This is a genomic window from Enterobacter sp. ENT02 (assembly GCF_019219165.1).
Classification (GTDB): domain Bacteria; phylum Pseudomonadota; class Gammaproteobacteria; order Enterobacterales; family Enterobacteriaceae; genus Enterobacter; species Enterobacter mori.
The window spans coordinates 1-23,193 of the sequence record NZ_JAHUWD010000013.1; the positions used below are offsets into that span (position 1 = coordinate 1).

Genomic DNA, 23,193 nt, shown 5'->3' on the forward strand with positions numbered 1-23,193 from the left:
TTGCCTGGCGGCTTTAGCGCGGTGGTCCCACCTGACCCCATGCCGAACTCAGAAGTGAAACGCCGTAGCGCCGATGGTAGTGTGGGGTCTCCCCATGTGAGAGTAGGGAACTGCCAGGCATCAAATTAAGTAGTAAGCCGGTGCATTAATCCGGTGGTTACAAGCAGTCTTCGGTGGAGCGGTAGTTCAGTCGGTTAGAATACCTGCCTGTCACGCAGGGGGTCGCGGGTTCGAGTCCCGTCCGTTCCGCCACTTATTAAGACATCAAGCCTGCCTTTTAGGCAGGCTTGATGGTAAGAAACTTTAGGGGCGTAGCTCAGTTGGTAGAGCACCGGTCTCCAAAACCGGGTGTCGCGAGTTCGAGTCTCTCCGCCCCTGCCATATAGAATCCTTTGCTTCGGCAAAGGATTTTTTTTTGCCTGTAATACGACATACACCTCTTCTAATAAGAAGCCTGCATCTCTGCAGGCTTTTTGCGTTAGTCCATGATATTGATTTTTAGAAGATCTTTAATCTGCGACTGCTTATCGCTGTTCTGCAGCCAAATAGCATATAACGGTCTGGAAAGCGTCGTGGAATCTGCGACGGTATGCAGACCCGGTCTGCTGTCTGCCCAGCGAGTAGGTAGCCAGGTGCAGCCCTTTAATAAAGGCAACTGCTGGCAGGCAATCTCCGCAGAGCTTGTTGTTAACTGGGGGACATCATCGCTGGCAATCAACCCAGACTCATGTTGCTGAAAATCCGGGCCCCATTCCAGACGCAGATAACTCAGATCGGCTTTCATCATTGACGGCTCAGACGCATAAAGCGCAAGACCAAACTGCCCTACGATCTGGCTGCTAAATTCGTCCATCTTGGGGGCTTCGGTCGTGATCAGAAGATCAAGTTGGCGCTCATGGAGTTGCTTAACAAGCGACTGACGTTGCGCAATTCTGGCCTCAAATTGCAGATGCCCGTGTGAATGATACAACCGGCTCAACCATTGACTGAGCATGCATTCCCACAGGGATGCGCTGGCACCAATCGAGAATTCATTGTGTCTTGAGGTATGCGCAACCTCTTTACGCGCCGCTTGCCAGGTGTTCATCAATGTCTCCGCATACGGAAGCAGTTTTTCACCGGCAGGCGTGAGGCGGATATTGTTGCGATGGCGGGTAAAAAGATTCACACCCAGTTGATTTTCCAGCTGTCGAATACGAAAACTGACTGCTGACTGCGTCAGGTAAAGGGCTTCAGCGGCTCGCCCGAAGTGACGCGTTCTGCTCACTTCAAGGAAAGTTTTTAGCAATTCCGTATCCACATCTTTCTCCACAAAATTATTTGTCGTTATGATTTAAATGTTTTGTTTTACACTCTGTCAAGCGTAACTAATACTCCGCGCCATAAATAGCTCGGCCAAAGAATTAGGAGCGTGTAGGATGGCGGAAAGCTTTACGACGACTAATCGTTTTTTCGACAATAAACATTATCCGCGCGGGTTCTCTCGTCACGGCGATTTCACCATCAAAGAAGCTCAACTGCTTGAGCGCCATGGTTATGCCTTTAACGAGCTGGATCTGGGTAAGCGTGAACCTGCTACCGAAGACGAAAAACAGTTTGTTTCTGTGTGCCGTGGTGAGCGTGAGCCGCAGTCTGAAGCAGAACGTGTATGGATCAAGTATATGGCACGCATTAAGCGTCCAAAGCGCTTCCATACGCTGTCTGGCGGTAAGCCGCAGATGGAAGGTGCAGAAGACTACACCGAGTCTGACGACTAAGATGGTGAGAAGGGGCTACGGCCCCTTTTTTATGCCAGCAACTTCTGCAGATGCAGCAGCAAACGGTCAATAGCGCGATAGCTCAGCGCTTCCTGCAAATGTTTCCTTTCAATGTCAGTACAGCCCTCCACATCAGCAATGGTTCTGGCCACTTTCAACAGACGCTGCCACGCACGTATGGACAGCCCAAATCGCGTCAACGTCTCTTCCAGCCACCCCGCATCCTCACCGTTAAGTGAACAAAACTGTCGGATCCCGGCATTATCCAGCCGCGCATTCAGTCTGTTCTGACGAGCATACTGTCGCGCCTGCGCCGCGATAACCCGCTCGCGAACATTTGCAGAGCATTCACTCTGTATACCCGTCTGCCTGAGTATGCCAGGCGGTGGAAGCGGGATTTCCAGTGATAAATCGAAACGATCGAGGAACGGGCCGGACAGCTTTCCCAGATAGCGCAGCGTCTGCTCTGGCGTGCAGCGGTTATGATTCCCCTGATAGTGTCCCGTGGGGCTGGGGTTCATCGCCGCGACGAGCTGAAACCTGGCGGGATAGCTTATTTTGGCACGCGTGCGTGAGATATGTATTTCGCCGGATTCAATGGGTTCCCTCAGTGCATCCAGCACGCGGCGCTCAAATTCAGGCAGCTCATCGAGAAACAGAATGCCATTGTGCGCCAGTGAGATCTCACCCGGCCCCGGAATAGACCCACCGCCGACCATTGCCGTCAGTGAAGCGCTATGATGCGGGGAACGAAAAGGACGTCGACGCCACTGTTTTTGCAGCGACGTAGAACCGATCAGGCTATATATCGCGGCGCTTTCCAGCGCTTCATGATTATTAAGCGGTGGGAGCAACCCACTCAACCTGCTCGCCAGCATGGTTTTACCCGTACCCGGTGGGCCAATCAGCAGAAGATTGTGTCCACCCGCTGCCGTGATCTCCAGCGCCCGTTTCCCTTGCTCCTGTCCCATAATCTCGCTGAGATCCTCTGGTACATCCGTTACCTCATCGTCACACTCCTCCGGTTCGGACAGCTCATGTCGCCCTTCCAGCCAGGCACACACTTCCTGAAGATGCCCCGCTATAAGGCATCCCTTTTCTGCAATAAGACTCACCTCTGATGCATTTTCATTGGCGACAATGATTTGCCGCCCTGCACGGATTGCCTCCAGCGCTCCGGATATTGCACCGGGAACGCCTCTTAACGTGCCTGTGAGCGCGAGTTCGCCCACGAACTCGTACGAGCCTAGCCTGGTTGTATTAAGCTGCTCAGAGGCCGCGAGAAGCGCAATCGCGATAGGTAAATCGTATCGTCCCCCCTCTTTAGGTAGATCGGCGGGGGCAAGGTTGATGGTAATCTTCTTCGCGGGGAAGGTATAACCGCTATTTATTATTGCGCTGCGAACGCGATCCCTCGCCTCTTTAACCGTCGTTTCCGGTAGCCCGACAAGCGTGAGTCCCGGTAGCCCATTACTCAAATGAACCTCTACGGAAATCAGCGGTGCCTTCACCCCGAGAGCCGCACGCGTATAAACAACTGACAGTGACATTTGCACTACCTCCTGGTGTGACTATGCCAGCGCATGTATTGTCTTTTTAGCGGCATTTTGTGAATTTACGGCACTTGTTCAGGTATTTTCACGCCGCATTCATACCATTGCATAATCATGGAAGCCTTCCCGCAGAACGTAAAAAACCGCATTTCGACGCTGTAGTCCGCCGTAAAAAAATGAAAAATATTCATTTTCTATTTTCCTCATATAAAACAACGATTTTAAGAAATATGATTTGCTGGCTAATCAAGTGAGCCATAAATAAATCTTGTGTTTGTTTTGAATTCTGTGATAACTCTTTAGGTATTCCTTCGAACAAGATGCAGAAAGAACTGAAAATGACAGCCCTTCTACGAGTGATTAGCCTGGTCGTGATTAGCGTGGTGGTGATTATTATCCCACCGTGCGGGGCTGCACTTGGACGAGGAAAGGCTTAGAAATCAAGCCTTAACGAACTAAGACCCCCGCACCGAAAGGTCCGGGGGTTTTTTTATGACTAAAAAACGTAAACGAGGAGCAGAGCATGACGACTAGCACAAAATTCTGTTTCTCCAGTTTTATGACGGGGAACTAACTATGAATGGGGCACAATGGGTTGTACATGCGTTGCGCGCGCAGGGAGTGGAAACCGTATTCGGTTATCCGGGTGGCGCAATTATGCCGATTTACGATGCACTGTATGACGGCGGCGTGGAACACCTGTTGTGCCGACACGAGCAGGGTGCAGCGATGGCGGCCATTGGTTACGCTCGTGCCACGGGCAAAACCGGTGTCTGCATGGCCACTTCAGGCCCAGGCGCAACTAACTTAATCACCGGTCTGGCGGATGCCCTGCTGGATTCCGTTCCCATTGTCGCCATCACCGGCCAGGTGGCGTCTCCGTTCATCGGTACCGATGCTTTCCAGGAAGTCGACGTCCTTGGTTTATCGCTGGCCTGCACCAAACACAGCTTCCTCGTCCAGTCTCTGGAAGAGCTGCCGCGCGTAATGGCAGAAGCGTTCGAAGTGGCAAGCTCCGGTCGTCCTGGCCCGGTTCTGGTCGATATCCCGAAAGATATCCAGGTGGCACCTGGCGATCTGGAACCCCACTTCTCTACTGTTGAAAGCGACAATGCGTTTCCGGAGGCGGAAGTTGAAGAGGCCCGTCAGATGCTGGCGCAGGCGAAACAGCCGATGTTGTACATCGGCGGTGGCGTCGGCATGGCGCAGGCCGTTCCAGCCCTGCGCGAATTTATCGCAACAACGCAGATGCCAGCGACCTGCACGTTGAAAGGTCTGGGTGCCGTAGACGCGAACTACCCATACTATCTGGGCATGCTGGGGATGCACGGCACCAAAGCGGCAAACCTGGCGGTGCAGGAGTGCGATCTGCTCATCGCCGTAGGCGCCCGTTTTGACGACCGCGTCACTGGCAAGCTGAATACCTTTGCGCCGAACGCCAACGTCATCCATATGGATATCGACCCGGCGGAGATGAACAAGCTGCGTCAGGCGCACGTCGCGCTGCAGGGCGATCTCAACGCGCTGTTACCGGCACTGCAGCAGCCGCTGGATATCAACGCGTGGCGTCAGCACACCGCAGACATGCGCGCCGAGCACGCCTGGCGTTACGACCATCCCGGCGAGGCCATCTACGCACCGCTGCTGTTGAAGCAGCTGTCCGACCGTAAACCGGCTGACAGCATCGTCACAACCGACGTAGGCCAGCACCAGATGTGGTCCGCGCAGCACATGACCTACACCCGCCCGGAAAACTTCATCACCTCCAGCGGGTTAGGGACAATGGGCTTCGGTCTGCCAGCAGCCGTTGGCGCGCAGGTTGCCCGCCCGAACGATACCGTTATCTGTATCTCCGGTGACGGCTCCTTCATGATGAACGTTCAGGAGCTCGGCACCGTTAAGCGTAAGCAGTTGCCGCTGAAAATCGTCTTGCTCGACAACCAGCGTTTAGGGATGGTTCGCCAGTGGCAGCAGCTGTTCTTCCAGGAGCGTTACAGCGAAACGACTCTCACCGATAACCCCGATTTCCTCACCCTGGCCAGCGCCTTTGGAATCCCTGGCCAGCACATCACCCGTAAAGATCAGGTTGAAGCGGCGCTCGACACCATGCTGAACAGCGATGGGCCTTACCTGCTTCATGTCTCAATCGACGAACTCGAGAACGTCTGGCCGTTGGTACCGCCTGGTGCCAGTAACTCACAAATGATGGAGAAATTATCATGATGCAGCATCAGGTCGCCGTACAGGCTCGCTTCAACCCGGAAACCTTAGAGCGCGTTTTGCGCGTGGTGCGTCATCGTGGTTTTCAGATTTGCTCTATGAATATGGAAACGGCCACAGACGCCCAGAACATCAGTATCGAATTAACCGTTGCCAGCCCGCGGTCGGTCGACTTACTGTTTAGCCAATTATCAAAACTGGTAGACGTTGCCCATGTTGCCATCTGCCAGAGCACAACCACATCACAACAAATCCGCGCTTAAGCGTGACAGGACGAAAAAATGACGACAAAAAAAGCTGATTACATTTGGTTCAACGGTGAGATGGTTCGCTGGGAGGACGCGAAGGTCCACGTGATGTCCCACGCGCTGCACTACGGTACCTCCGTGTTTGAAGGCATCCGTTGCTACGACTCTCACAAAGGACCAGTGGTGTTCCGCCATCGCGAACATATGCAGCGTCTGCATGACTCAGCCAAAATTTATCGTTTCCCGGTTTCTCAAAGCGTTGATGAGCTGATGGAAGCCTGTCGCGAGGTGATCCGTAAAAACAACCTGACCAGCGCCTATATTCGTCCGCTGGTCTTCGTGGGCGACGTCGGCATGGGCGTGAACCCGCCAGCCGGTTACAACACCGATGTGATCATTGCCGCGTTCCCATGGGGTGCCTACCTGGGTGCTGAAGCCCTGGAGCAGGGGATCGACGCAATGGTCTCTTCCTGGAACCGCGTGGCGCCAAACACCATCCCGACAGCCGCGAAAGCGGGCGGCAACTACCTTTCTTCTCTGCTGGTCGGTAGCGAAGCGCGCCGCCACGGCTATCAGGAAGGCATTGCCCTGGACGTGAACGGCTACATCTCTGAAGGCGCGGGTGAAAACCTGTTTGAAGTAAAAGACGGCATCCTGTTCACGCCGCCGTTCACCTCGTCCGCGCTGCCGGGCATCACCCGTGACGCCATCATCAAACTGGCGAAAGATCTGGGTATCGAAGTGCGCGAGCAGGTGCTGTCCCGCGAATCCCTGTATCTGGCCGATGAAGTGTTCATGTCCGGTACCGCGGCTGAAATCACGCCGGTGCGCAGCGTAGACGGTATCCAGGTGGGCGAAGGCCGCTGTGGCCCGGTCACCAAACGTATTCAGCAAGCGTTCTTTGGCCTCTTCACCGGCGAAACAGAAGATAAATACGGCTGGTTGGATCAGGTTAATCACTAAGTATAAATTTGGGACGGCACGCACCGTCCCATTAAATAGTCAGACGGGAGTAAATAAAGCATGCCTAAGTATCGTTCAGCCACCACCACCCACGGTCGTAATATGGCGGGTGCCCGCGCACTGTGGCGCGCTACCGGAATGACGGACGCCGATTTCGGCAAGCCGATTATCGCCGTGGTGAACTCCTTCACCCAGTTCGTACCGGGCCACGTGCACCTGCGCGATCTCGGCAAGCTGGTTGCCGAGCAAATCGAAGCCTCCGGCGGCGTGGCGAAAGAGTTCAACACCATTGCGGTGGATGACGGTATCGCGATGGGGCACGGGGGCATGCTCTATTCACTGCCATCGCGCGAGCTGATCGCCGACTCGGTTGAGTACATGGTTAACGCCCACTGCGCCGATGCGATGGTCTGCATCTCCAACTGCGACAAAATCACCCCGGGGATGCTGATGGCCTCCCTGCGCCTGAATATTCCGGTGATCTTCGTCTCCGGCGGTCCAATGGAAGCGGGGAAAACCAAGCTCTCCGACAAAATCATCAAGCTCGACCTGGTCGATGCGATGATCCAGGGCGCGGACCCGAAAGTCTCTGACGAGCAGAGCGACCAGGTTGAGCGCTCTGCGTGTCCGACCTGCGGTTCCTGTTCCGGTATGTTTACCGCCAACTCCATGAACTGCCTGACCGAAGCGCTGGGTCTTTCTCAGCCGGGTAACGGCTCGCTGCTGGCGACCCACGCCGACCGCAAACAGCTGTTCCTTAACGCCGGTAAGCGCATCGTTGAATTGACTAAACGCTACTACGAGCAGGACGATGCCAGCGCGCTGCCGCGCAACATCGCCAGCAAAGCCGCGTTTGAGAACGCCATGACGCTGGATATCGCCATGGGCGGTTCCACCAACACCGTTCTGCACCTGCTGGCCGCCGCGCAGGAAGCCGAAATCGACTTCACCATGAGCGATATCGATAAGCTGTCCCGTAAAGTGCCGCAGCTGTGTAAAGTCGCGCCGAGTACCCAGAAATATCATATGGAAGACGTACACCGCGCGGGCGGCGTGCTGGGCATTCTGGGCGAGCTGGATCGTGCGGGCCTGATGAACCGTGAAGTGAAAAACGTGCTCGGCCTTACGCTGCCGGAGTCGCTGGACCAGTACGACGTGATGCTGACCAAAGACGACGCGGTGAAAAAAATGTTCCGCGCGGGTCCTGCCGGTATTCGCACCACCCAGGCATTCTCCCAGGACTGTCGCTGGGACACCCTGGACGATGACCGCGCCGAAGGTTGTATCCGCTCGCTGGAGCATGCCTACAGCAAAGACGGCGGCCTGGCCGTGCTGTACGGTAACTTTGCCGAAAACGGCTGCATCGTGAAAACCGCAGGCGTGGACGACAGCATCCTGAAATTTACCGGTCCGGCGAAAGTGTACGAAAGTCAGGATGAAGCAGTAGACGCTATCCTCGGCGGCAAAGTGGTGGCAGGCGACGTGGTCGTCATTCGCTACGAAGGGCCGAAAGGCGGTCCGGGCATGCAGGAGATGCTCTACCCAACCACCTTCCTGAAATCCATGGGGCTCGGTAAAGCCTGCGCGCTGATCACCGACGGGCGTTTCTCCGGCGGCACCTCCGGCCTCTCCATCGGCCACGTTTCCCCGGAAGCGGCAAGCGGCGGCAACATTGCGATCATCGAAGACGGCGATCTTATCGAAATCGACATTCCGAATCGCGGCATTCAGCTCAAGCTGAGCGATCAGGAAATTGCGGCCCGTCGTGAAGCGCAGGAAGCGCGCGGCGACAAAGCCTGGACGCCGAAAGACCGCCAGCGCGAAGTCTCCTTCGCCCTGCGCGCCTACGCGAGCCTTGCCACCAGTGCAGATAAAGGCGCGGTGCGCGATAAATCTAAACTTGGGGGCTAATGATGGCCGAGTCACAACCCTTATCCGCCGCCCCCGAGGGGGCGGAATATCTGAGAGCGGTGCTACGCGCGCCGGTCTATGAAGCCGTGCAGGTCACGCCCCTGCAGAAAATGGAAAAACTCTCTTCGCGCCTCGACAACGTCATTCTGGTGAAGCGCGAAGACCGTCAGCCGGTGCACAGCTTCAAGCTGCGCGGCGCCTACGCGATGATGGCCGGGCTGACCGACGAGCAGAAAGCGCGCGGCGTGATTACCGCCTCGGCGGGCAACCACGCCCAGGGCGTTGCGTTCTCGTCTGCCCGTCTGGGGCTGAAAGCGCTGATCGTGATGCCGGTCGCTACCGCAGACATCAAAGTCGATGCGGTCCGCGGTTTTGGCGGTGAAGTGCTGCTCCACGGGGCTAACTTCGACGAAGCAAAAGCCAAAGCGATTGAGCTGGCGCAGCAGCAGGGTTTCACCTGGGTGCCGCCGTTCGACCACCCGATGGTGATTGCCGGGCAGGGCACGCTGGCGCTTGAGCTGCTGCAGCAGGATGCCCATCTCGACCGCGTGTTTGTGCCGGTCGGCGGCGGTGGCCTGGCTGCGGGCGTCGCGGTGCTGATCAAACAGCTGATGCCGCAGATCAAAGTCATCGCCGTTGAAGCGGAAGACTCTGCCTGCCTTAAGGCGGCGCTGGATGCGGGTCATCCGGTAGACCTGCCGCGCGTCGGGCTGTTTGCCGAGGGCGTGGCGGTGAAGCGCATTGGGGATGAAACCTTCCGCCTGTGCCAGGAATATCTCGACGACATCATCACGGTCGATAGCGACGCCATCTGCGCGGCGATGAAAGATCTGTTCGAGGATGTCCGTGCGGTGGCGGAACCTTCCGGCGCGCTGGCGCTGGCGGGCATGAAAAAATACATCGCGCAGCACAATATTCGCGGCGAGCGGCTGGCGCACGTGCTGTCTGGTGCAAACGTGAACTTCCACGGCCTGCGCTACGTTTCCGAGCGCTGTGAGCTGGGCGAACAGCGTGAAGCGCTGCTGGCGGTGACCATTCCGGAAGAGAAGGGCAGCTTCCTGAAGTTCTGCCAGCTGCTGGGCGGCCGTTCGGTGACGGAGTTTAACTACCGTTTTGCCGATGCCAAAGACGCCTGCATTTTTGTCGGCGTGCGTCTGAGCCGCGGCGTAGAGGAGCGCAAAGAGATCCTCAACCTGCTGCATGAGGGAGGCTACAGCGTGGTCGATCTCTCTGACGACGAGATGGCAAAGCTGCACGTGCGCTACATGGTCGGCGGGCGTCCATCGAAGCCGCTCAAGGAACGCCTGTTTAGCTTTGAGTTCCCGGAATCGCCGGGCGCGCTGCTCAAGTTCCTGCATACTCTTGGAACACACTGGAACATCTCTTTGTTCCACTACCGCAGCCACGGCACCGACTACGGCCGCGTGCTGGCGGCGTTCGAACTGGGCGAGCACGAGCCGGATTTCGAAACGCGGCTGAACGAGCTGGGCTACGAGTGTCACGACGAAACCCATAACCCGGCGTTCCGCTTCTTCCTCGCGGGCTAAGGGTTTAGCTGCGTGTGGGCCGGGTAAGCGCAGCGCCACCCGGCTTTAGTGGTTCGGCAATATCTTCCAGAACGCATCAATAAGCGGCTCATGCAGCCGCTTTTTTTGTGCGCACACGCCAAGCTCAAACGGCGTTTTCTCGTCGCTGCGCTCTAAAATCATCACGCGATTGCGCACCGGCTCCGGGCTGTTGTCCAGCACCACTTCCGGCAGCAGCGCCACGCCGCAGCCCAGCGCCACCATCGACACCATCGCCTCATGGCCGCCGACCGTGGCGTATATCGACGGGTTGCTGATCTTCTGACGGCGGAACCACAGCTCAATGCGGCGGCGAACCGGGCCCTGATCGGCCATGATAAACGGCACCGTGGACCAGTCCGGTTTTTCCACCGACACCTGATTACGCACCGGGCAGGGCAGCGCCGGGGCAATCAACACCACCGCCAGATTTTCCAGCATGGAGAACGCCACCGCGCCCGGCAGGGTTTCGGGTTTCCCGGCAATGGCGAGATCCGCTTCGCCCGTCACCACTTTTTCCATTGCGTCGGCGGCATCGCCGGTGGTGAGCTTAATTTCGACCGACGGATGCGCCGCGCGGAAGCGGTCGAGAATGGGCGGCAGATGGCTATAGGCGGCGGTCACGGAGCAGAAAATATGCAGCTCGCCGGAAAGCGACGGCCCTTGCTGGTCGATGGTGTGTCGCAGCTGCTGGTACTGCAACAAGGTCTGCTGGGCAAAGACGCGCAGTTCTTCACCGGCTTCCGTCAGCGTGACGGTGCGGTTATCGCGCACGAAAAGCGGCTGGCCGAGGTCTTCCTCAAGGCGCTGGATCTGGCGCGAAAGCGTGGAGGGGCTGACGTGCATCGCCCGGGCGCTGCGGCCAAAGTGACGGCTTTCCGCCAGGTGCAGGAACATTTTCAGATCGCGTAAATCCACCGATTCCACTCCCTCTTTTTACATTGCAAAAACTGCAACGTGACGTTGTGAATATATCAATTTCCGCAATAAATTTCCTGTTGTAATGTGGGTACATTCTCGCTGAAACGCGAACCGAACAATAAGACACACAACATCACGAGGTATCACCCATGGCTAACTACTTTAATACACTGAACTTGCGCCAGCAGCTGGCGCAGCTGGGCAAATGCCGCTTTATGGCGCGCGACGAATTTGCCGATGGCGCGAGCTACCTTCAGGGTAAAAAAGTGGTCATCGTCGGCTGTGGCGCGCAGGGTCTGAACCAGGGCCTGAACATGCGTGACTCCGGGCTGGATATCTCTTATGCCCTGCGTAAAGAAGCGATTGCCGAAAAGCGTGCTTCCTGGCGTAAAGCGACCGAAAACGGTTTCAAAGTGGGTACCTACGAAGAGCTGATCCCGCAGGCGGATCTGGTGGTTAACCTGACGCCAGACAAGCAGCACTCAGACGTTGTGCGTTCCGTACAGCCGCTGATGAAAGACGGCGCGGCGCTGGGTTACTCCCACGGCTTCAACATCGTTGAAGTGGGCGAGCAGATCCGTAAAGACATCACCGTAGTGATGGTGGCACCGAAGTGCCCGGGTACCGAAGTCCGTGAAGAGTACAAACGTGGCTTCGGCGTGCCGACCCTGATCGCGGTTCACCCGGAAAACGATCCGAAAGGCGAAGGCATGGCGATTGCCAAGGCATGGGCAGCGGCGACTGGCGGCCACCGTGCGGGCGTTCTGGAATCGTCTTTCGTTGCTGAAGTGAAATCTGACCTGATGGGCGAGCAGACCATTCTGTGCGGCATGCTGCAGGCCGGTTCTCTGCTGTGCTTCGACAAGCTGGTGGAAGAAGGCACCGACCCGTCCTACGCGGAAAAACTGATTCAGTTCGGCTGGGAAACCATCACCGAAGCGCTGAAGCAGGGCGGCATTACGCTGATGATGGACCGTCTGTCCAACCCGGCAAAACTGCGTGCTTACGCGCTGTCTGAACAGCTGAAAACCATCATGGCACCGCTGTTCCAGAAACACATGGATGACATCATCTCCGGCGAATTCTCTTCCGGCATGATGGCGGACTGGGCGAACGACGATAAAAACCTGCTGACCTGGCGCGAAGAGACCGGTAAAACCGCGTTTGAAAACGCTGCACAGTTCGACGGCAAAATCAGCGAGCAGGAGTACTTCGATAAAGGCGTACTGATGATCGCGATGGTGAAAGCAGGCGTTGAGCTGGCATTCGAAACCATGGTGGACTCCGGCATCATCGAAGAGTCTGCGTACTATGAATCACTGCACGAGCTGCCGCTGATCGCGAACACCATCGCCCGTAAGCGCCTGTATGAAATGAACGTGGTTATCTCTGATACCGCAGAATACGGTAACTACCTGTTCTCTTACGCCTGTGTACCGCTGCTGAAAGAGTTTATGACCACTCTGCAGGCAGGCGATCTGGGCAAAGCGATTCCAGAAGGTGCGGTTGACAACGCGCAGCTGCGTGACGTAAACGACGCGATCCGCAGCCACGAAATCGAGAAAGTGGGCCAGAAACTGCGCGGCTACATGACCGATATGAAGCGTATCGCGGTAGCAGGCTAAATCGACGAATCGGGTGGCGAAAGCCACCCGACATGTTTCAGCTACGCAGTACTGCGCCGGGGTATCCCAGCTGGCGCCACGCCTCATACACCACCACCGACACCGCATTCGACAGATTCATGCTGCGGCTGTCCGGCATCATCGGAATACGAATTTTTTGCTCGGCTGGCAAGGCATCAAGAATGGTGGCTGGCAGGCCGCGCGTTTCCGGGCCAAACATCAGATAATCCCCGTCCTGATAGCTCACCGCGCTGTGCGCTGGGGTGCCTTTGGTAGTCAGGGCGAACATGCGCTGCGGTTTTTCGGCTTCCAGAAACGTGGCGTAATCGTGATGGCGAACGACGGCAGTAAATTCATGGTAATCCAGCCCCGCGCGACGCAGGCGCTTGTCGTCCCACGTGAAGCCCATCGGCTCAATGATATGCAGGCGAAAACCGGTGTTGGCGCACAGTCGGATGATGTTGCCGGTATTGGGTGGTATTTCTGGTTCGAATAAAACGATGTTAAGCATGCTGCCCCCTTAATTGCGGGGGCAGAATAGCAGAAAAGAGCGGGACTATGCGACGCTGGGTTCCTGCGCGCGGCAGCGCAGCATTTTGTAGCAGGTTGCCGCAGCGGCCACCAGGGCGGGCACGCTGAGGATCATTAAAATACTGTCTGCCTGCCACTGCATGGAAAGAAGCTGGGCGCTGGTCATGGTTCCCGCCACGCCGCCAAAGCGGCCGATCCCCTGCATCCAGGCGATACCCGTGGCGCGGCACTCGGTAGGATAAAAGGTGGCCGCCAGGGTTTGCATTCCTGACTGTGCGCCATTCATTGCGATACCCATCAGGAAAATTAACCCGCCAAACAGAACGATATGGTTATGCTCAATGCCCAGCAAAAGAATGAGGCCCATTGTCAGCACGAAGCCGCCCGCGACTACCTTGTGCGCTTCCCAGCGGTCCATCATCCAGCCCGCAAGCAGAATGCCTGCGGTACCGCCGAAGGTGAACAGCGAGGTGAGCCAGGCCGATTCCGCCAGTGCATAGCCCATGCCCTGCATCAGCGTCGGCATCCAGCTCAGCAGGACGTAGTAAATAACCAGTCCCATAAAGTAGGTCACCCACAGCATCAGGGTGCCGGGTAACCAGGGTTGAGAGAAAAGCTGCGCTACGCTCCCTTTCTTAGAGACGACCTTCTCTTCCGCGAGGAAAAAGCCCGTGACGCCATCCAGCGTGCTGCGCGCGAACCGGCTAGCGATGCGGCGAATCTGCATGACGTCTTTCCCGCGCTGCACCAGAAACTTCACCGACTCCGGTAAAAGCAGCGCCAGCAGCAGCGTTAAAATGAGCGGCGCAATCGCACCGGTCAGCAGCACGCTTCGCCAGCCATGGTGAGGAATAAGCCAGGAAGAGATCGCGCCGCCGCCTGCCGCACCCAGAGGAAAGCCGCAGTACATGGTATTAATGGCCATGGCGCGGCAGCGCTGAGGGGCAAACTCGGAGATCAGCGTGATGGCGTTAGGCATCGCGGCGCCGAGCCCCAGGCCTGTCAGAAAACGCCATAGCGTCAGGGTATTCAGGCTTTGTGCCCAGGCCGTGCCCAGACTCGCCAGGCCGAAGAACAGACACGAAAAGACCAGCACGCGTTTGCGTCCCACTCTGTCGGACACCGGGCCAGCAATAAGCGCCCCCAGCGACAGCCCCAGCAGCGCCGCACTCAGTACCGGCCCCAGATCCTGTTTATGTATTCCCCATTCGGCCGACAGCGTCGGCGCAATGTAACCCATCGCGGCGGTATCGAAACCATCGATCGCCAGAACCAGAAAGCCCAGCACAATCAGAAGCCAGTGAAACCCTGAAAAGCGACTTTCATCGATCACCTGCTGAATATCCACCCGACCTGAATACGTCATACGATCCCCTCTGAAGTGATGTTGTTTTTGTGCTCTTGTATTTGCTTGTCTATACAATTGCGGAGGGGCGGGTTGTGTCAAATTTTCTTATCTAATATGTTAACTGGGTGTTATTTTCGACAAAAAAAGCGCCCGAGGGGGGAATCGGGCGCGTGAAAAACAAAGGTTAACAGGAGAAGTTCAGGCCGCGTTTCCTTGAGAAAGCGGCGCCAGCGCAGCAGGCAGTTTACTGAGTTCTTGCACCAGCGAATCCTTGCTAATTTCGCTAATCGTCTTCGCACCGGTCAGCGTCATCGCCACCTTCATCTCTTTCTCGATCAGGTTCAGCAGGTTCGCCACGCCCGCCTGACCGCTGGTGGCCAGCGCGTACAGGTATGCACGACCCAGCAGCACGCTGTCTGCCCCCAGGGCAATCATGCGCACCACGTCCAGCCCGTTGCGAATGCCGCTGTCGGCCAGAATCGCGATGTCCCCTTTCACCGCATCGGCGATGGCGGGCAGCGCGCGGGCAGAAGAGAGCACGCCGTCGAGCTGGCGTCCGCCGTGGTTAGAGACCACGATCCCGTCCGCGCCGAAGCGCACCGCGTCGCGGGCATCTTCCGGGTCAAGGATCCCTTTGATCACCATCGGGCCGTCCCAGAATTCGCGGATCCACTCCAGGTCTTTCCACGAGATGGACGGATCGAAGTTATTTGCCAGCCAGCCGATGTAATCTTCCAGTCCGGTTGGTTTGCCGAGATAGGTCGAAATATTTCCCAGATCGTGTGGACGTCCGTTCAGACCCACATCCCACGCCCACTGCGGGTGGGTGACGGCCTGCCAGTAGCGGCGCAGCGCGGCGTTTGGGCCGCTCATGCCGGAGTGCGCATCACGGTAGCGCGCGCCAGGCGTCGGCATATCGACGGTAAAGACCAGCGTGGAGCAACCCGCCGCTTTCGCGCGCTCCAGCGCGTTACGCATAAAGCCGCGATCGCGCAGGACGTACAGCTGGAACCACATCGGGCGCTTGATGGTCGGGGCGACCTCTTCAATCGGGCAGACGGACACGGTGGAAAGCGTAAACGGAATGCCTTTAGCATCCGCCGCGGCGGCGGCCTGCACTTCGCCACGTCGGGCGTACATACCGCACAGGCCTACGGGCGCGAGCGCCACCGGCATGGAAAGCGTCTCGTTGAATAGCCTTGTCTCAAGGCTCAGGTCAGACATATTTTTCAGCACGCGCTGGCGCAGGGCCACTTCTGACAGATCTTCCACGTTGCGGCGCAGGGTATATTCGGCATACGCCCCGCCGTCGATGTAGTGGAACAGGAAAGGGGGCAAAATGCGCTGCGCCGCGGCGCGATAGTCACTGGCTGCTGAAATAATCATGCTTTGTTCTCCCTGGAAATATCGTTGTCGCCAGGCAGACGGGTAATGCGCGCCTGTCGGGCCTGATCTTCATCGAATCGTTTAATGGTGGTGTGCACGAAGCCGAGATGCGCCATCATCGCCTTGCGCGCGGCCTCGGCATCGCCCGCCAGAATGGCGTTGAGCACCGCCTCGTGCTGTTCGGTTAGCTGAGCGAAAACCGGCGGGACCAGATACATACGCTGGCGGCTCTGCTTTACGGAGGACTGCAGCAGGTCGAAGAAGCCGCGCATGGTCTGCAGCAGAACCACGTTGTGCGACGCCTCGGCAATCGCCAGGTGAAACCGCACGTCCGCCTGCGAGGCGATGTCCGGATCGCTGCTTTGCGTGGCTTCGAAACAGGCTTTGAGCTTCTCTTTGTCGGCCTCGGTTGCCCGCATTGCCGCGTGCCACGCGGTGCTGGTTTCGATGGCGTGACGCGCTTCAAGGATGTCAAAGCTGTAGTCCGGGTCGTTTTCCATCAGCGTTTTCAGCGGCTGGACGATATTTTGCTCGGACCAGTCATCATGCTGCCAGCGCACGAAAGTACCGCCGCCGCGACGGCTCAGCAGTACCCCTTCGTTAACCAGCGTCGCCAGCGCCTCGCGCAGTGAATTGCGCGACACGCCAAGCTGGGCGGCAAGCTGGCGTTCGGCGGGCAATTTCATGCCCGCTTCCAGATGTTGTTCTTCAATCAGCGCCCGCACGCGAGTGGCAATCTCGTCGGAGAGGCGTCTGGGCATCACTATCATGGAATCATCCAGGTTAAGACATAGGCCTGCAGCGTGGTAATAACGCCCACCATGCAGGTAAATATCAGGCTGTGTTTCACGGTAAAGCGGAACAGATCCGACTCTTTACCCACCAGTCCCACCGCGGCACAGGCAATGGCGATGGACTGCGGGGAAATCATCTTCCCGGTCACGCCGCCGGTGGTGTTAGCGGCGACCAGCAGCACGTCCGACACGCCAATCTGCTGCGCTGCCGTCGCCTGCAGGGCGGCAAACAGGGCGTTTGATGAGGTATCGGAACCGGTCAGGAACACGCCCAGCCAGCCGAGGAACGGCGAGAAGAAGGTAAACGCGTGGCCGGTATGCGCCAGGGCTAACGCCAGCGTCGACGACAGGCCGGAGTAGTTCGAGATAAACGCGAACGCCAGCACCATGCCGATGGAGTAGATCGGCAGCATCAGCTCTTTAATCGTCGCCGCAAAGGTCTGCACTGCGGCGGCAGGCTTCATGCGCAGCCACACCACGGAAAGGATAGCGGCAAACAGAATGGCCGTGCCGGTAGCGGAGAACCAGTCAAATTTGAATACCGCCGCGTACGGCGTGGCGTCGTGCACCACCGGCGGCATACGCGCGACCATCTTGTCGAGGAATGGCACGGAGATGTTAATCACCATGTCGTACAGCGCGCCACCAGGCGCGAACAGCGCTTTAAACGGTGGAACGCTCCACAGCGTCACGGTGGCGGTCAGGAACAGGAACGGTGACCAGGCGCGGACGATCTGCCCGGCCGTATAGCCCGTGCGGGCCAGAGTCTGATCCACATGTGAGGCACCCATATCGGCAAAGCGGAAGATGCGCACTGGCTGCCAGCGTTTCAGGAACAGCGTCAGACAGACCAGCGACACCAGGGAAGAGATAATGTCCGGCAGCTCAGGGCCGAGGAAGTTGGAGCTGAGATACTGGGCAATCGCGAACGAACCGCCCGCCACCATCACCGCGGGCCAGGTCTCTTTCACGCCGCGCCAGCCGTCCATAATCGCCATGATCCAGAACAGCACGATGATGGTCAGGAACGGCAGCTGGCGGCCCACCATCTGGCCGATCTCAAAGCTGTCCAGCCCGGTCACTTGTCCCGCCACCAGAATCGGGATCCCCATCGCGCCGAAGGCTACCGGCGCGGTGTTCACAATCAGGCACAGGCCCGCGGCATAAAGCGGGTTAAAGCCCAGACCCACCAGCAGCGCCGCGGTGATCGCCACCGGTGCGCCAAATCCTGCCGCCCCTTCCAGAAATGCTCCGAAGGAGAAGCCGACGATCAGCATCTGCAAACGCTGGTCCGGCGTGATGGAGAGAATAGACGAGCGAATGATGTCGAACTGCCCGGTTTTTACCGAGATTTTGTAGACAAAGACGGCGGCGATGATGATCCACGCAATCGGCCACAGTCCGTAGAAGAAGCCATAGACGACGGACGCCAGCGCGCGATCGACCGGCATTTTGTAGAAGAACAACGCCACCATCAGGGCGATGGCAACGGTATACGTCGCGGCGAGGTAGCCCTTCAGCTTGAGTTTAATCAGCGCAAAGAAGAAGAACAGGATCGGAAGCGATGCGATCAGGCTCGACAGCCAGATGTTTCCGGCCGGATCGTAGTTTTGTTGCCAGAGGCTCATGCAGGTCTCCTGGGGACCACACAGTTAGCGTTGCGGGTGAGTCTCCGCTCATCTCTGCGTCACAGTCTGTGTAAAAGTGGTCCTGCCAATGTTGTGTTGTAGGGTTAATGACAACAAATGGTTAACCAGATGTTATGGCCAGGCAATGAGTTTGTGAGTGAAAATAATGGAATTGTGAACCAGGGAAGGAAGAAAAGAGGAATTGGTTGGGCCAATTTGAAGCGGGGTGGGGTCTGATGCCCTCACCCCGGCCCTCTCCCACAGGGAGAGGGAGAATTATCAGAACGCGGTCTTACAAAAACCCGTCATCTCTTTCAGGCCCATTTCGCGGCCAAGCTCGGTCATCGGGTGCACCACCACCAGGCCACGGACGCTTTTTTTCAGCTTGCCCATGTCGGCCTGCTCTTTTTTGGTGATCGCACGGCGGTGCGGCATGTTCATCAGCTTTTGCGCTTCTTTGCTCAGCTTCTGGCCTTTCACTTCGCGCAGACGCTCGATTTCTGTTTCCAGCGTGGCAGCTTCTTTCTCCAGCTCGGCGTACTTCTCAGCGGAATCAACCAGGGAAAGGCCAGCCATCTGGTGACGGATGAGATCCAGACGGTCGCTCAGGCGTTTAATTTCGTTCTTTTCGACTTCTTTCATGACAAATGACTCTAAATCGGGGGAATTTACAGGAAGGATACACCAATGTGCGCAGGCTTACTTCTGAAACGCTTTTTTTAAGCTGATTCGGGAAATCAGCTCAGTCAGGGAAAGTACCATGGTGGAACGGACAACCTGTTGATAACGCAGCTTTTGCATCGCGTACAGCTCAGGGTCGCTGTTATCAAAATGGGGCGCAGGGGGCAATGCGGTGACGCAGTGTAATTCGCTGAAAGGCCCAAGAATTTCATCATCAGTAAAGGTGTACTCATTACCGTCATGATTTAACTCTTCGCGTAATGCCATCAGCAATTCAGCGTCTTCATACTCTGGCCTGCTTAGCACGCCAAGGCCGTAAATCAGCTTCAGACGCACTGAAAGATCGCCCAGCGGTCCGTCTCCGTCCAGTAACGGTTCTACAGCATATTTTACCGCGTAGTCGTCTTTGCGAAACACCTGAAGCACCAGGATATTGACCGCCTCAGTTAACAGCTCGACGGCGGCAATCAGGAAACTTCGTACGGTTTTGCCAGCATTCAGACGCTCAAGCACACGGTTTTCAAAGGCCTGGGTTTGTTCCATTATTGCCTGCATATCTGACAATCTGTTATTCGGGCGCAGGCTAACCTGCGCCGGACTCTGTATCATTTGGTTGCGTTATATGCGCTCACCGCCTCCGCCACCACGTCGCTGTTGGCGTCCAGACCGGAAATCTGCGCCAGCGCAGCCTGCGCGCCGTTGTCATCAATCAGCTGAGCCAGCTCAATCGCCTGCGGATCCTGCTCGCTGCGGTAGTGCATTGCGGCCGCGATCCCTTTCACCAGGTTAGCGTGTGGCAGGCCGTATTCCAGCGTGCCCAGCAGCGGCTTAATCAGGCGATCGCCCGCGCTCAGTTTACGCAGCGGCTGACGACCCACGCGCTCAACGTCATCTTTCAGATACGGGTTTTCAAAACGACCGAGGATTTTCTGGATGTATGCTGCGTGTTTATCAGCATCAAAACCGTAGCGTTTGATCAGCACCGCGCCGCTCTCTTCCATTGCCCCTTTCACCACCGCGCGGATCTTCTCATCGAGGATCGCGTCACGAATGGTCTGATGACCGGCCAATTTTCCGAGGTACGCGGTTATAGCATGACCCGTGTTCAGCGTGAAGAGTTTACGTTCGACAAATGCCATCAGGTTATCAGTTAATTCCATCCCCGGGATGGTAGGCAGGGTGCCTTTAAACTGGGTTTTATCGACGATCCACTCGCTGAAGGTTTCAACGGTCACTTCCAGCGGGTCGTTGGTTGCAGATTCTGATGGCGGTACGATACGGTCAACGGCGGAGTCGACAAAGCCGACGTGCGCTTCAACCCATGCTTTGTCTTCGTCAGCGACAGCCGCCAGAACGTGGCCTTTCAGCTGCGTGGTGCCGCGCACCATGTTTTCGCAGGCGATGATGTTCAGCGGAGCGTCGTTGCCCTGTGCTTTACGCTTCGCCAGACCTTTTGCCACCGCAGGCGCGATACGCTCAAGCACCACCGGACCTACTGCAGTGGTGACCAGATCAACGCTGGCAATCAAGTCGATAACGTCGTCGCCAATGCTGCTTACCGCATTCACGCCCGACACGGTTTCAACCTGCTCGTTTTCACCCACTACGTGGACCTGATAGCTATGACGGGCATTCAGGGCATCCAGGACCAACTGATTCACATCGGCAAACGTCAGCGTAATGCCCGCGTCTGCCAGCAGTTTGCCGATAAAACCACGGCCAATGTTACCTGCGCCAAAATGTAATGCTTTCATAGTATTAACCTTCATTAATGTTTTTACCCGAGAGGGCTGGGGTGAGGCTTTTCCCTCACCCTAACCCTCTCCCAAAGGGAGAGGGAATAGTTGGAACTTACTTGTTCAGCAGTGCCAGAACTTCTTCAACGCTTTCAGTCTGTGCCAGGCGCTCGATAACAGACTCATCGTCCAGCGCGTTGGTCAGGCTGGTAATCACCTGAATGTGCTCGTTGTTGCGTGCGGCAATACCAATCACCAGACGGGCGATGTCATCTTCTTCTTCGCCGAAGCGCACGCCGTCAGGGTACTGACAGAACACCACGCCCGTTTTCAGCACGCGGTCTTTTGCTTCAACCGTACCATGCGGAACCGCGATGGATTCACCCAGGTAGGTTGGGGTCAGTTTTTCACGTTCCAGCATTGCGTCAACGTATTCTGGCTGAACGTAGCCGCCTTTTACCAGCTGCTCACCGGCAAAGCGAATCGCTTCTTCTTTGTTGGTCGCGGTACGATCGAGGAAGATGTTTTCCGCGCCCAGTTTGAACAGGTGAGCATTGCTCTCGTCGAAGCTGTCCTGCAGGCTGCTACGCACTTTGACTTCATTGTCTTCGTGACGCTGGGCCGCAACCAGACGCTCTGTCAGGCTGGTGTACAGGCCGCTGTCGAGGAAGTTAGTCAGCGAAATGTGCTGCGCCTGAGGCACCTGACGCATGGCGCGTTCGGTCAGATCGCGGTGCGTGATCACCAGGTCAACGTCCGGCGGCAGGCTGTTAATCGCGCTGTTAGTGACAGAGATATTGGTCAGACCCGCATCCTGTACTTTCTTACGCAGCACGCCTGCACCCATTGCGCTGGAACCCATACCGGCGTCACAGGCAACGATGATTTTACGCACGTGACTCAGGTCGTTAGAAACATCGCCAGCGGCCAGCGGGGTAGCGCCTTTGGATTCCGCTTTCATGTCGTGCATACGACGGGTTGCCGCTTCGATATCGTCGTCTTCTTTCACTTTGCTGGTTTTCAGCAGGATAGACGCCACCACGAAGGAGACCGCCATCGCCGCACAGATCGCCGCGATGTTAGCGAAGTAAGCCCCTTTTGGCGTCATCGCCAGTACCGCCAGGATAGAGCCCGGAGACGCTGGAGAAACCAGACCACCGCCCAGCACGCTCAGCGTGAACACACCCGTCATACCGCCGAGGATAACGGCCAGGATCAGACGTGGGTTCATCAGCACGTACGGGAAGTAAATTTCGTGGATACCGCCCAGGAAGTGAATGATAGCCGCGCCGCCCGCAGACTGCTTAGCGCTGCCGCGACCAAAGAACATGTACGCCAGCAGAACGCCCATACCCGGACCCGGGTTCGCTTCAATCAGGAAGAAGATGGACTTGCCGAGGTCATGGGACTGCTGAATACCCAGCGGCGAGAAGATGCCGTGGTTAATGGCGTTGTTGAGGAACAGGATTTTCGCCGGTTCAACGAAGATAGACGCCAGCGGCAGCATGTCGTGCGCAACCATGAAGTTAACGCCTGCTGCCAGAATTTTGGACAGCACTTCAACCGCGGGGCCAATGCCCATGAACGCCAGAATCGCGAGGATCATCCCGATGATGCCCGCAGAGAAGTTGTTCACCAGCATTTCGAAGCCGGATTTGATCTTGCCATCAACCCAGACGTCGAATTTCTTAATCGCCCAGCCGCCCAGAGGACCGGCAATCATGGCGCCGAGGAACATCGGCATATCCGCACCGACGATAACACCCATGGTTGTGATGGCACCCACGACGCCACCACGGTCACCGCCGACCAGACGACCACCGGTGAAACCGATGAGCAGCGGCAGCAGATAGGTAATCATTGGACCAACAAGCTTCGCCAGCGTTTCGTTAGGCAACCACCCTGTCGGAATGAACAATGCAGTGATGATACCCCACGCGATAAACGCGCCGATGTTTGGCATCACCATGTTGCTGAGGAAACGACCAAAGCTTTGAACTTTGATCTTGAAATCGGATGACATAAAACACCCCTTCTTATGTTTACGCTTAGGCTTGCGGCCCGAGGTTTATCGTTAATGTGCGGCGGCAGAGGTAGCCGGGCCCTGTTCTGATGCTGTGAAATCTGGCACTGAATCGTTCAACTGTCCAGACAGCGAAAATTTGTGTGATCTCAGTCACGTAAATGTAGGGGGTGGGGCGAATAATGAAGTGATCTCCATCACAAAAACAGTGTGTAAAATAAATACAACGCGTAGAAAAGAAGCAAAACCACCCCTATTTTGTGATTGATGCCACATTTGGTCGCCACGTGTTTGTTTCTGAGA

20 protein-coding genes, 2 tRNA genes and 1 rRNA gene are annotated in these 23,193 nt (G+C 56.8%); 11 read left to right on the top strand and 12 right to left on the bottom strand.

Going from position 1 to position 23,193, the window contains the following annotated elements; genetic code table 11:
- The first annotated feature begins 3 nt into the window (after positions 1–3).
- The 3 genes from rrf to KW829_RS22290 all read left to right on the top strand — a co-directional run bounded on the left by rrf (position 4) and on the right by KW829_RS22290 (position 381).
- Positions 4–119 (top strand): 5S ribosomal RNA (gene rrf, locus KW829_RS22280).
- Positions 120–175: 56 nt separating this feature from the next.
- Positions 176–252, top strand: a tRNA-Asp gene (locus KW829_RS22285).
- Positions 253–305: 53 nt separating this feature from the next.
- A tRNA-Trp gene (locus KW829_RS22290) sits at positions 306–381 on the top strand.
- 97 nt (positions 382–478) lie between these two features.
- Here the strand turns inward: KW829_RS22290 and hdfR are convergent.
- Positions 479–1,300, bottom strand: a complete 822-nt coding sequence (hdfR, locus tag KW829_RS22295) for an HTH-type transcriptional regulator HdfR (protein ID WP_089599716.1) — start codon at positions 1,298–1,300, stop codon at positions 479–481.
- Positions 1,301–1,418: 118 nt separating this feature from the next.
- Here hdfR and KW829_RS22300 point away from each other — a divergent pair, with 118 nt between their 5' ends.
- Complete coding sequence (locus KW829_RS22300; protein ID WP_008501577.1) at positions 1,419–1,757, top strand: DUF413 domain-containing protein; 339 nt, start codon at positions 1,419–1,421, stop codon at positions 1,755–1,757.
- Between the two features lie 29 nt (positions 1,758–1,786).
- Here KW829_RS22300 and KW829_RS22305 read toward each other — a convergent pair whose 3' ends face one another.
- Positions 1,787–3,307, bottom strand: a complete 1,521-nt coding sequence (locus tag KW829_RS22305) for a YifB family Mg chelatase-like AAA ATPase (protein WP_218309108.1) — start codon at positions 3,305–3,307, stop codon at positions 1,787–1,789.
- Positions 3,308–3,648: 341 nt separating this feature from the next.
- Here KW829_RS22305 and ilvL point away from each other — a divergent pair, with 341 nt between their 5' ends.
- The 6 genes from ilvL (at position 3,649) to ilvA (ending at position 10,199) form a co-directional block, all read left to right on the top strand.
- Positions 3,649–3,747, top strand: a complete 99-nt coding sequence (gene ilvL, locus KW829_RS22310) for an ilv operon leader peptide (protein WP_001311244.1) — start codon at positions 3,649–3,651, stop codon at positions 3,745–3,747.
- Positions 3,748–3,886: 139 nt separating this feature from the next.
- A complete protein-coding gene (gene ilvG / locus KW829_RS22315; protein ID WP_218309110.1) occupies positions 3,887–5,533 on the top strand; it encodes an acetolactate synthase 2 catalytic subunit in 1,647 nt (548 codons plus the stop codon).
- The gene (gene ilvM / locus KW829_RS22320; protein WP_006179206.1) at positions 5,530–5,793 is read left to right on the top strand and encodes an acetolactate synthase 2 small subunit; all 264 of its coding nucleotides are present in this window, start codon (positions 5,530–5,532) and stop codon (positions 5,791–5,793) included. Before ilvG ends, ilvM begins: the two co-directional genes overlap by 4 nt.
- A gap of 18 nt (positions 5,794–5,811) precedes the next feature.
- Positions 5,812–6,741, top strand: coding sequence for a branched-chain-amino-acid transaminase (gene ilvE, locus KW829_RS22325; RefSeq protein WP_014885677.1), 930 nt, complete (start codon positions 5,812–5,814; stop codon positions 6,739–6,741).
- A 60-nt stretch (positions 6,742–6,801) separates the two neighbouring features.
- A complete protein-coding gene (gene ilvD, locus KW829_RS22330; RefSeq protein WP_089599711.1) occupies positions 6,802–8,652 on the top strand; it encodes a dihydroxy-acid dehydratase in 1,851 nt (616 codons plus the stop codon).
- 2 nt (positions 8,653–8,654) lie between these two features.
- A complete protein-coding gene (gene ilvA, locus KW829_RS22335; protein WP_010436672.1) occupies positions 8,655–10,199 on the top strand; it encodes a threonine ammonia-lyase, biosynthetic in 1,545 nt (514 codons plus the stop codon).
- A 45-nt stretch (positions 10,200–10,244) separates the two neighbouring features.
- Here the strand turns inward: ilvA and ilvY are convergent, their stop codons facing one another.
- Positions 10,245–11,135: an HTH-type transcriptional activator IlvY gene (gene ilvY / locus KW829_RS22340; protein ID WP_010436673.1), complete on the bottom strand. Its 891-nt coding sequence runs from the start codon at positions 11,133–11,135 to the stop codon at positions 10,245–10,247.
- Positions 11,136–11,287: 152 nt separating this feature from the next.
- Between ilvY and ilvC the strand changes: the two genes are divergently transcribed.
- The gene (ilvC, locus tag KW829_RS22345) at positions 11,288–12,763 is read left to right on the top strand and encodes a ketol-acid reductoisomerase (protein WP_218309111.1); all 1,476 of its coding nucleotides are present in this window, start codon (positions 11,288–11,290) and stop codon (positions 12,761–12,763) included.
- Between the two features lie 37 nt (positions 12,764–12,800).
- Here ilvC and trmL read toward each other — a convergent pair whose 3' ends face one another.
- The 9 genes from trmL to KW829_RS22390 form a co-directional block, all read right to left on the bottom strand.
- Positions 12,801–13,274, bottom strand: coding sequence for a tRNA (uridine(34)/cytosine(34)/5-carboxymethylaminomethyluridine(34)-2'-O)-methyltransferase TrmL (trmL, locus tag KW829_RS22350; protein WP_010436675.1), 474 nt, complete (start codon positions 13,272–13,274; stop codon positions 12,801–12,803).
- A 45-nt stretch (positions 13,275–13,319) separates the two neighbouring features.
- A complete protein-coding gene (locus KW829_RS22355) occupies positions 13,320–14,660 on the bottom strand; it encodes an aromatic acid/H+ symport family MFS transporter (RefSeq protein ID WP_100165402.1) in 1,341 nt (446 codons plus the stop codon).
- Positions 14,661–14,840: 180 nt separating this feature from the next.
- A complete protein-coding gene (gene lldD / locus KW829_RS22360) occupies positions 14,841–16,028 on the bottom strand; it encodes an FMN-dependent L-lactate dehydrogenase LldD (protein WP_010436676.1) in 1,188 nt (395 codons plus the stop codon).
- On the bottom strand, positions 16,025–16,798 hold the full coding sequence (gene lldR / locus KW829_RS22365; protein WP_010436677.1) for a transcriptional regulator LldR: 774 nt from the start codon (positions 16,796–16,798) through the stop codon (positions 16,025–16,027). The genes lldD and lldR overlap by 4 nt, the downstream gene beginning before the upstream one ends.
- Positions 16,795–18,450, bottom strand: coding sequence for an L-lactate permease (gene lldP / locus KW829_RS22370; RefSeq protein ID WP_010436678.1), 1,656 nt, complete (start codon positions 18,448–18,450; stop codon positions 16,795–16,797). Before lldP ends, lldR begins: the two co-directional genes overlap by 4 nt.
- Positions 18,451–18,729: 279 nt before the next feature.
- On the bottom strand, positions 18,730–19,092 hold the full coding sequence (locus KW829_RS22375) for a YibL family ribosome-associated protein (protein WP_010436679.1): 363 nt from the start codon (positions 19,090–19,092) through the stop codon (positions 18,730–18,732).
- A gap of 57 nt (positions 19,093–19,149) precedes the next feature.
- Entirely contained in the window at positions 19,150–19,740 is a 591-nt protein-coding gene (gene mtlR, locus KW829_RS22380) for a mannitol operon repressor MtlR (protein ID WP_218309112.1), read from the bottom strand.
- Complete coding sequence (mtlD, locus tag KW829_RS22385; protein ID WP_218309113.1) at positions 19,737–20,885, bottom strand: mannitol-1-phosphate 5-dehydrogenase; 1,149 nt, start codon at positions 20,883–20,885, stop codon at positions 19,737–19,739. Before mtlD ends, mtlR begins: the two co-directional genes overlap by 4 nt.
- Positions 20,886–20,982: 97 nt before the next feature.
- Complete coding sequence (locus KW829_RS22390; protein ID WP_218309114.1) at positions 20,983–22,890, bottom strand: PTS mannitol transporter subunit IICBA; 1,908 nt, start codon at positions 22,888–22,890, stop codon at positions 20,983–20,985.
- Positions 22,891–23,193: the final 303 nt, after the last annotated feature.